Genomic DNA, 9198 nt, shown 5'->3' on the forward strand with positions numbered 1-9198 from the left:
AACGCAGGAAACGATATCGAAAATGCAGCTAATGATGCTGGTAATGCAGTAGAAAATGCAGCTAACGATGCTGGAGACGCAGTAGAAAATGCAGCTCAGGATGTTGAAGACGAAGTTGAAGGAAACGACGACTACTAGTCCTTAATAAAATAAGTATTTAAAAGCCCCTTCTAATTTAGATGGGGCTTTTTTAATGTTTGAAAGATTTCAATTCTCTTTTCAATTCGTTCATAGATTGTTGTAGCTCCTGAAAAAGTCCATTATTTGTTGGATTGTCCAGGTTAAAGGTAAGTTTGGAATTCACCTGCCAGATCTCCTGAATATCATGAACATTGATCTCTAAAGGTAAATATTCTTCATTAAGCGATATCAGTAAAACCTTTGAAGGATCAGGCATTTTCTGTATCTTCTTCACCAATACCGAGTCATACATTACGATCACGTATACTTTATTGTTACTAGCTTCTTCTATGCTTGCAACAGCTTTTCCCATCACCCATTCTCCGGGACGATAATCTGGCAACATACTATCTCCCTCGATCTGGAAACCACGGTAAGTCGCATTTCTAAATTCAGGTAATGGAATATCAAATGCAGGAAGTTGATTATACCATTCCACATCCTGTACGTTGTGAGGATACCCTGCAGCCGCCTTCTGGTTTACAAGAACGATGTTCTCGTTATCGGCATTATCTACGGTGACAACTTTTGGACTTACATCTCCTTTACTAATCTTAAGATACTTCTGCCCACTGTCTCCAAACAGCCATAAAGGATTGATTGCAAATTGCCTTAACAATTCAGCCACTACTTTACCTGAAAGCTTCGTCCGTCCACGTTCAATATCTGCTGTTGAATTTTTTATACCCAGTAGCGAAGCAAATTCTGTTTGAGTGTAATTATGCTCTTCACGAACTTCTTTAAAATGCTTGATTTCAATTGATCCCGGTGTGCCCATAAACTAATAATATTGGAATTATTCCAAATTTATAATAATAAATGGAATCTTTCCTCAGAATTCAGAAAATTATTGAATTAAAATTACGTAAGGGATTGTTCGTATTTTCAAAATATGGCTTATCTATAAGCCTGAGCATATGATCGCCTGATAGTTATGAAAGACTTAAATTTTCTATTCAGATTTGTAACCCAGAAGTCTGAGTGCGTTTAATACGACTACAAGGGTTGAGCCCTCATGAAAAACCACCGCAACGCCAATATTGGCCCAGCCAAAGATCGTTGCAGGAAGTAGTAAAGCTACTACACCCAGACTGATCCATAAATTCTGTTTTACGATGTTATGTGCTTTTCGGCTCAAACCTATTGCGAATGGAAGAACTTCAAGTCTATCTGCCATGAGGGCGATATCTGCTGTTTCAAGCGCAACATCACTTCCTGCAGCGCCCATCGCTATTCCTACGGTGCTATTTGCCATTGCCGGAGCATCATTTACCCCATCACCTACCATGGCAACTTTGGCCTTCCCGCTGCTAAGTTTTCGAATCTTATCAACTTTTTCTTCAGGTAATAAGCTGCCATAAGCTTTAGTGAGACCAATTTCTTTAGCAACCGCATCTGCTACAAATTGGTTATCACCGGTGAGCATCACCATTTTTTTGATACCCAATTCCCTTAGACGCATTAAGGTAGGCCTGGCAGATTCCCTCGGCTCATCCATCAACCCGAGAATCCCACTAAAATGATCTCCAGATTTTACTAACATGGTAGTTTTACCATCTTTTTCCAGGTCTTTGATCCTTTTGACCAGTTTCGAATCAAGTAGATCTTCACCTTCAAATAGTTCCAGGTTCCCTATAGATAATTGATTCCCATTAATGTGACCGCTTATACCCTTCCCCTGAATTGCTTCGGAAGAAGATAACTGAGGTATTTGATATTCTGCTGGTAGCTTTGCCCGTCCATCACGAACTATAGCCTTGGCAAGCGGATGATTACTGGTATTTTCCAGTGCAATCACTTCTGAAAGTAATTCAGCTTCCGAAGAATTATTCAGCAAAATAACATCTGTTAGTTTCGGCTTTCCTTCAGTAAGTGTTCCCGTTTTATCGAAAGCTAATGTTTTCAAGGTTCCAAGATCTTCCAGCGGTTTACCACCTTTAAATAAGACTCCGCCTTTCGCTGCACGAGCGATTCCACTTAGTACTGCGGAAGGTGTGGAGATCGCAAGTGCACAGGGACTTGCAGCTACAAGAGCAGCCATGGACCTGTAAAAACTAGCGGACCAGGGTTCATCGAGGACCAAAAACGCAAGATTGAGAATAAGAATAAGAATAAGTACCGCCGGCACATAGAACTTTTCAAATTTATCTGTTAGTAATTGGGTTGGAGACTTCTTATCCTGTGCCTGCTGCACCATTTCAATAAGCCGGCTAAGTGTAGAATCCTCAGCCTTCCTGATCACCTTCACCTCTATCGTAGCATCCCCATTGATCGTTCCTGCGAAAGCGCGGTGTTTATCGGGAATATAGCTAATATCACTATAATCTAACGCTTCATTATGTATAGGTTCTTTATCGACCGGAATACTTTCTCCTGTAATTGGAGCTTGATTAATGTTCGTTCTTCCATTGACTAGAATGCTATCTGCCGGCACGGTTGAATTCGGTCTAATGCGTAGAATGTCGCCAACCTCTAAATTTTCAAGGTTCACTTCCCTGAACTCACCGTCAATCTTCTTGAAAGCTACCTTGGGAGCTAGTTTTGTAAGAGCTTCAATAGATTTTTGAGCTTTATTCATAGCGAGATGTTCAAGCGCATGACCAAGACTGAACAGGAACAAAAGCAATCCACCTTCAGCCCACTTGTCTAAAAAGGCTGCACCGATAGCGGCCACCAACATCAAAAAATCAATTTCAAACCTAGCTTTCGATATTTCTTCGAAAGCCTCTTTTGCGGTAAAAAATCCACCAAAAAAATATGAAAACAGGTATGGAACTAAAGCATATACGAAATCAAAATCTGAAAATTGCTGAAGTATATATCCACCTATAAGAAATACACCGCTTAAAATAGCAAATATTAATTCCGTTCTTTCTCCAAAAATACCGTCGTTATGTGGCTTGCAACAACCGTGATTATGTCCAGACATTTATTTCCGTAAATTTTAAGCTAAAGGTACAATTAAATGTCCTGAAGTATAAATTGCAAACAAGTCCGGAAGATTTTAATATTTTCAGAAAACAGCTCCTGATACAGGAGTGTCTTCTTTGTGTAAGGAATTTGGTCTTGATTTGTTCCGAAGAAGATCCAAATCAAGCAGATTGTAACTCTGAAAAAATTACTACGATCTTATCCAGCATCCATCTCTTAAAATGCCTGAAAGATGAATTGAATTGAAATGCAAATATTAGATTATTTACAGCATCTACATGTATCAAGATTCAAAACCTGAAACTTCAACAAAGCTGCTTCAGAAGCAAGCCTGCTATTATCAAATATTCCCAGATACACTCGTTCAAGAACTGGAGGCAATTGCGTACAACTATCGGCATGGATAGACATGACGCCATTGCTATTAGTTTGTTTACTGAGATAGTAAAATTTCATCCGGCAATTTATCCTGCTAATAGAAGATCATTTAATAGAATTCGGTAAAATTTTAATGTTTTTGAGCGACTATAGATTTTATAAAGTTTGAAGTTCCAGCATCCAAAATGCAATGATAAGTAGAAGACTAATAATCATTCCTGAAAAAATCATAAGAAGACCTCTATTCTCAACCTGAATGGTTTCCAGCTCCTGCTCAAACAATTCCTGCTGCTCCTTCTCCATTCTGAAATACCGCTGAAATCCCAATCTGTTGGCAAGCTTGCCTTTATTGGTAAGATAAACCTGTCCGCGATCGTTTATATATATAAGTCGCTTATCTCTTAACGTATTGATAAAGTCTATGGATGTGCTTTGTCTCAGGTCTGTCGCCATGGTACCATCCTGCAGATTATTTAGGGTATGAGTGTATTGCTTCATATTAACAAGTCTTTAACTTTCGAATAATACTAATTAAGAGAAGTTCAACATATTTTCCTAATGAAATCTTAATTTTAACTTCTATGAAATGCTAATTAAATAGGATAAAGGGTTGGGTATGCAATTAATTAAACCACAGAAATCTGATCATCATGAAACTCTGATAAAGATGCTAAAATAGTATTGATTAGAATTGCGCAGATCTTGATTTAAAAGAACTGGAATCATGTTATTTTAGATATATACATTTCCAATTTATAGGTATTAAAATCAGAAATGTAAAAGCAGTAAAATAGAGGATTAGATTCCAAGTTTTATTGCAAGCCTTCTCTTTACAAGCACACATTATCTGAACATCCAGCTAACACCAAAAAAAACCTGCCAGAACTGGCAGGTTTTTCTATTCAGAAGTAAAGACTGAGATTATTTTACATCTTCCATATTAATTTCTTCACCTTCTTTATTCAGAAGTTTTACTTCATCAAAGCCCATATCTTTAAATTGCTCGAATTGAGTCTTGGCGTCTCCAACAACCAGATAAGCCATTTTTGATTCATCCAGATACTTATTTGCCAATTCCTGATGTTGCTCCAATGTCATGTTATTAATAACATTTTCTTCTTTCTCAATGTAATTTGAATCAAGATCATAAGCACTCATTTCCTGTAACATCCCTAAAAGTGATCCTTGAGTTTCAAATCGGCGTGCGTTTGACTTAATCAATGCATTTTTAGTGAATTGCAGGTCTTCCTGAGAAATCCCATCTTTATACTTAGAAATTTCATCCCTGAAGATCTTTACCGATTCTCCCGTTGTATTTGTTCTAACAGAAGACGATGCCGTAAAGGTTCCTGGAATTTTAGATCCACTAAAACCAGAACGTGCTCCATAAGTATATCCTTTTTCTTCTCTAAGAATTAGGTTTACATTCCCTGAAAAGGATCCACCTAATTTGTAGTTCATCACTTCCAAAGGATAGTAATCCTCATTAGTTCTTGGAATCGCAATGTATCCAATATTTATAATCGATTGCTTTGCGTCTGGAACATCTACGAAATAAAGAGAAGCCTTATCTCGTTTATTTTCAATCTGAAAATCTGGAATAGTTACTTCTTTCGCTTCCCAGTTATTCTTAAGACCTTCAGTTGCCGCCAAAGCTTCAGCTTTATTTACATCACCAACTACATGTAATCTTGCCACAGAAGGTGAAAAGTTTTCAGAATAGAATTGCTTCAGGTCTTCCATGCTAACCGCTTCCACATCTTCTTTCGTACCTGAAGTAGTATAAGCGAATGGATGATCCTCACCATAAAGAATTTTATTGTAAACCCTGTTTGCAATGGCATTAGGGTTTGCATCATTTCTTTCTATCCCATTGATCGTACTGGTTTTAATCCTTGCTAATTCCTCTTCATCCCATCTTGGTTCCAATAGAATTTCTTCCACGAGATCCATGGTTTTTGAAAAATTTCTTTTCAAAGAGTTTCCGCGAATTACGATAGATTCATTGGTTGTATACATATAAATGCTCGCACCAAGTAGCGCAATGGCGTCTTCCAGTTCCTGCGGAGTTTTATTGGCCGTTCCTTCCATCATAATATCGCTCATTAAATTAGCAACACCATTATTCTCAAGATCATCCAGTAAATGTCCGCCTTCTATAACCAAACTAAAAGTTACCAGAGGCAATTCATTTTGTTCAATTCCGTAAACTTCTAAACCATTTGCAAGTTCTGTGTTCCACGCTTCAGGAACGCTGAGACTTGGAGATTCGCCCATTTCAGGTTGCACAGATCTGTCAAAATTTGAAGGAGTCTTTTCAACTTCTTCTGAAGGAGCTTCTGCTACTTCAGTTTCTTTATTTTCAGTAATTTTTTCTTCTACGACTTCAGCTTTTTCAGAATTTTCAGTAATTAATTCAGTCTTACCCTTAGGCACAAAACTGGTCATTACATAAGGCTTGTCCTTGATATATTCTTTATAGACGCGCATCACATCCTCTTTGGTCACATTTTTAATGTTTTCCAAATCCTGCTTATAGAAATTAGGGTCACCAGCGAGAACATCATAGCGAGCTAACTGGAAGGATTTTCCGAGAACGCTGCTAATACCGTTATAGAAATCTGTCTCTAATCCTGCTTTGATCTTTTCAATATCAAAATCTGTAACTCCCTCCTGTTCGAAAAGTTCAAGAGCCTCTTCAATACCCATTTCAATACTATCAAGATCTACTCCTGAATTTGCCGTCACGTTAATAGTAAACTGACCAGCCAACTGACTCGGACTATTATACGCATTGGCGCGAGAAGTAAGTTCTTTCTCCTTTACCAGAACTTCGTATAATGGTGCATCTTTTCCATTAGATAAAATCTGTCCAAGGTAATTTAGCGCGTAAGAATCTTCACTATACTGTTCTACCACAGGCCATACCATATTTAATTGTGGTGCCGTGGCAAAATTGTCCTCGTGATATAAACGTTTAGTTTCATCCAGAGTTACCAATTGCGTTTCTAATGGCTCTACTTCCTGACCTTTTTTAATCTCACCAAAATATTTTTCAATAAGATTTTTAGCCTCATCTTCCTGAAAATCTCCAGCTAAGACAAGGGTAGCATTATTAGGGCCGTAAAATTTATCGTAAAACTCCTTAACATCTTCAACAGTGGCATTTTGAAGATCTTCAAGTTCTCCAATCACCTGCCAGCTATATGGATGACCATCAGGGTACATATTCTTATCTATTACCCAACCGGTATGCCCATAAGGATTATTATCTACACGCTGTCTTTTTTCATTCTGAACCACTTCCTGCTGATTGGCAAAAGCAGCTTCGGTTACTGTATTTATCAAAAAGCCCATTCTATCGGACTCTAACCAAAGTACCGTTTCCAGAGCATTTTTAGGCACCACTTCATAATAAATGGTTCCATCCTGCCAGGTTCCCCCGTTCAAAGTACCGCCAACATCCTGAATTGTTTTAAAAAACTGATCCTGTGGAACATTTTCGGATTCCTGAAAAAGCATATGCTCAAACAAGTGTGCAAACCCTGTTCTACCCTTCTTCTCACGGTTAGAGCCAACACCATATTGAATCGCTACGGAAACAATGGGATCTGACTTATCCTCATGTAGAATAACATTCAAGCCGTTTTCCAGCTCATACTTTTTGAATTCAAGACTCAGGTCTGCACTTGCTTCGGCTTTCATCGTGTCTTGATCCACCATGGCCTGACCTGGTCCTGCGGAAGTATTCTGCGTAGTATCCTTAACCTTACAGGATACTGCAGCCAAAAATGTAAATGAAAGCGCTAAAGCTTTCATATTAAATCTGACGTTTGTCATATATAATTAATGTTTTTGTTAAGATTTCTGAATTTAGTAAAAATCAGGCTTGTAATTCGCTAGTTTTCAGATAAATTGAAATAATCCTTGAAAATCGCTCAAATAGCCAATAAAGAATTGAGATTTGAACTCAGGATTCTATAATAAGTCATGATCTCCAAATGTTGCAACCTATTCTGAAAAAGATTTCTGCTAATGTCTTCTCATAATTTTCAGCTGACTCATTCAACATTCTGTATCCTAAAGAGAAAAACAATCTTAGTTACGACGAGACTTGTAATTTTCAAAATGTAATAAGCTCATTTCAGCAGAAAGTAATGCTACTTAAATTAACAGCATTCAAACTTGTTCATTCAAGCCATGGTCAGTTTTAATGAAACCTTCCGAGAATCTAGATGCTTATGCGATATCTTAAATTTATAATTTATTAATTGACACATTTTAATTTTTCACCACTTTTAGGGATCGTAATTCTAATCTTCCAGGTTCTAAAAGAGCTAGTATTATTCCGCAGGATTCTACCAGTAAGAAAATAGAGCAACTTCAGGCTGGCGTTTTTGAACAAACCCTACATATCCTCAAAGATAACAAAGTAAATTGGGACGGTATTAGCATCCGACTTTGGAGAAATGTTGCCGATGACCTAGATTATCGTTTCGATTTTCAGGAAATAGATCCGGAAATAGCAATTAGTAGTCTTAAAGATAAACAGGTCGATATTTAACTTTTAAGGGAACTAACTATAAGGGAGGACAGCTTGGTAGACTTTAGTCATATTTATTACACTTTAAATATGGGAGGGGCGACCTCCCCGGCAATGGATCTTAGAGCCATTATCAAAAGTTTTTTCAGTAAAAGATTGTGAATCATCATTTTAGTAATTTCTGTATTGATGCTGATTGTAGGAACCATCATATATTTTGCGAAGCGCAGAAGCAATGATGAAAATTTTGGAGGCAAACGTACAATTATTGAAGGTATAGGTTCAGGTTTTTGGTGGGCAAGTGTAACTATGATCACGATTGATTATGGTGATAAGGCTCCGGTAACTTTCTGGGGTAGAGTCATCGTACTTTTCTGGATGCTTATCGCCACGGCGGTCACGGCAGTCTTAACTGCATCTTTAATAAGCGCCATTATGAGGAGTTCATCGAGTAAAAAAACAGCAATTCCAACCGATCTTAAAGACATGAAGGTACTTGCATTGCAGGAAAAATAAGCATCTAGATATTTAGACGAAGAAAGAGTAAGTTTTCAAAAGGTTTCTGATCTTAAAGATGGTCTACAGCTCGTAAACTCCAGAAAGGCTGATGTCATCCTACATGATATTCCGCAGCTTAGTTATTATATAAATATCGATGCAGCTCTCAGTCTTCGTGTTCATCCTATCCTACTTAATCCCCGACTATATGCCTTGGGAATGCGTAATAATAGTAAGTTACGCAAAGATCTAAATCCTTCTATTTTGAAAGTAATACAGACATCCTAATGGCAATGGGAGTTGGACAGATTTATTGCGTAGAAGCGATAGACATAAATTGAAAGTTACTTGTTCTGAAAATAAATTATTCAGCATATTGAAAATCGGAACTTCTTCAATTAGTGTATAGAACCATTTCGAGTTTGCGGTTAATACATCACACCTTACTGATGGATCATTAATGGTTCAATAAATTATGTTTGGAATTTAGCAAAATAATGAATTCTGTGCGGAAGAAATGGAAAAAAACCCTCAGAATTAATAAATTAAGAGGGTCTTTGGTACTCGGGACGGGACTTGAACCCGTACGACCTAATGGTCATTGGATTTTAAGTCCAACGTGTCTACCAATTCCACCACCCGAGCTTAAAATTATTAAAGAGCGAAAA

General features: G+C 37.6%; 5 protein-coding genes and 1 tRNA gene. 1 reads left to right on the forward strand and 5 read right to left on the reverse strand.

Annotated elements, in window-relative coordinates; all coding sequences use genetic code 11:
- Positions 1-190 precede the first annotated feature (190 nt).
- The 4 genes from ACNKXS_RS01465 to ACNKXS_RS01480 all read right to left on the reverse strand — a co-directional run bounded on the left by ACNKXS_RS01465 (position 191) and on the right by ACNKXS_RS01480 (position 7329).
- Positions 191-958 (reverse strand): LexA family transcriptional regulator, encoded by a 768-nt coding sequence (locus ACNKXS_RS01465; protein WP_141878640.1) that lies wholly within the window; start codon positions 956-958, stop codon positions 191-193.
- Between the two features lie 174 nt (positions 959-1132).
- On the reverse strand, positions 1133-3109 hold the full coding sequence (locus ACNKXS_RS01470; protein WP_417919329.1) for a heavy metal translocating P-type ATPase: 1977 nt from the start codon (positions 3107-3109) through the stop codon (positions 1133-1135).
- 536 nt (positions 3110-3645) lie between these two features.
- Positions 3646-3987 carry a hypothetical protein gene (locus tag ACNKXS_RS01475; RefSeq protein WP_417919330.1) on the reverse strand — a complete coding sequence of 114 codons (342 nt, stop codon included), beginning with the start codon at positions 3985-3987 and terminating at the stop codon, positions 3646-3648.
- A 423-nt stretch (positions 3988-4410) separates the two neighbouring features.
- Positions 4411-7329 (reverse strand): M16 family metallopeptidase, encoded by a 2919-nt coding sequence (locus tag ACNKXS_RS01480; protein WP_417919331.1) that lies wholly within the window; start codon positions 7327-7329, stop codon positions 4411-4413.
- Between the two features lie 880 nt (positions 7330-8209).
- On the opposite strand from ACNKXS_RS01480, the gene ACNKXS_RS01485 reads away from it, so the two are divergent.
- Positions 8210-8548 carry a potassium channel family protein gene (locus ACNKXS_RS01485; RefSeq protein WP_417920125.1) on the forward strand — a complete coding sequence of 113 codons (339 nt, stop codon included), beginning with the start codon at positions 8210-8212 and terminating at the stop codon, positions 8546-8548.
- A 540-nt stretch (positions 8549-9088) separates the two neighbouring features.
- On the opposite strand, the gene ACNKXS_RS01490 is transcribed toward ACNKXS_RS01485, so the two are convergent.
- A tRNA-Leu gene (locus ACNKXS_RS01490) sits at positions 9089-9175 on the reverse strand.
- Positions 9176-9198: the final 23 nt, after the last annotated feature.

Origin of the sequence: Christiangramia marina (assembly GCF_048285865.1) — a bacterium.
Taxonomy (GTDB): domain Bacteria; phylum Bacteroidota; class Bacteroidia; order Flavobacteriales; family Flavobacteriaceae; genus Christiangramia; species Christiangramia marina.

Bases quoted from the DNA above. Each gene is read 5' to 3' on its own strand.
- ACNKXS_RS01465 (WP_141878640.1), bottom strand. From the start codon at position 958: ATGGGCACACCGGGATCAATTGAAATCAAGCATTTTAAAGAAGTTCGT.
- ACNKXS_RS01470 (WP_417919329.1), bottom strand. From the start codon at position 3,109: ATGTCTGGACATAATCACGGTTGTTGCAAGCCACATAACGACGGTATT.
- ACNKXS_RS01480 (WP_417919331.1), bottom strand. From the start codon at position 7,329: ATGACAAACGTCAGATTTAATATGAAAGCTTTAGCGCTTTCATTTACA.
- ACNKXS_RS01475 (WP_417919330.1), bottom strand. From the start codon at position 3,987: ATGAAGCAATACACTCATACCCTAAATAATCTGCAGGATGGTACCATG.